The following is an 881-nucleotide window of genomic DNA, read 5'->3' as shown; positions in this document are numbered from 1 at the left end:
GGCCCGGGCGCGATGCCACCATGGCTGGCGCCGGGGCGGGAGCCGTTGAGCTGGACGGTGAGATTGCCGCCGGAAGTGCCGACCGGTAGCTCGATGGGCTGGCCCGCCAGAGTATTGCGGTAGGCGCTGGTGTATTCCTGGCGGTCGCGCGAACGCGCCTGGGTGACCGTGGCGCTCCCGACCCGGGTGATGATGCGTTCGCCGCCCGCGCCGAGATTGTGGATGGCCGGGCCGGCCACCGTGAGCGTGCCGCCCGCGGCGATCTGGCTCTTGTCGTTGGTGACGGCGCCGGTGAGCGCCATGGCCCCGCCCGACAGTATCTTGCCGGGGTCGGAGGACAGGGTGCGGGTCTCGCTGACGGTCTCCTGGACCTGGTAATAGGTGAACGTGCCGACCAGGCGGTTGTTGAAGTCGGCGTTGAACTCCCGGATGCGCGCGTCCAACGCCATATGCGGCGCCTTGTACGCGGCATAGGCTTCTTCGTAGACCTTGCGGCGCGCGGCTTCGGCGTCGCAGGTGGCGTGGTTGTAGCAAGCCCGCTCAGGCGCCGTCCAGACGGGCATGGGGCCAGACGGCGGCGTCACCCCGAAAACGGACCAGATGCGCTCCTGGGCGCCGTACCGGAATTTTTCCGGCACGTCCGAGCAGATCGCGCCCGCATCGCCGCCGGTGCCATCACATACCGTGGTGACAGGCGTATAGGTTGGCGTGATCGGTGACGTCTTACCGCCCTTGCCCTTCAAGCTGGGCGCGTAGTCGAAGGGCGGCCCATAGCGCGACTCGGGGTACTTCGCGGACGGCAGCAGGAACATGCGCTCCGGGTCGTCATTCAGCCAGGCCGGATCCTTGCTGCACATGGGCGTCACTTCGTCGCACAACCA

1 pseudogene is annotated in these 881 nt (G+C 68.0%); it reads right to left on the bottom strand.

Annotated features, from left to right (window positions below):
- Positions 1-881 (bottom strand): annotated as a pseudogene (locus CEY08_RS29715) (hemagglutinin repeat-containing protein); the annotation flags it as partial.

This window comes from Achromobacter insolitus (assembly GCF_002209555.1).
GTDB classification, from domain to species: domain Bacteria; phylum Pseudomonadota; class Gammaproteobacteria; order Burkholderiales; family Burkholderiaceae_B; genus Achromobacter; species Achromobacter insolitus.
Note: the sequence above shows the minus strand (reverse complement) of the source record. Positions and strands in the feature narration are given on the sequence as shown.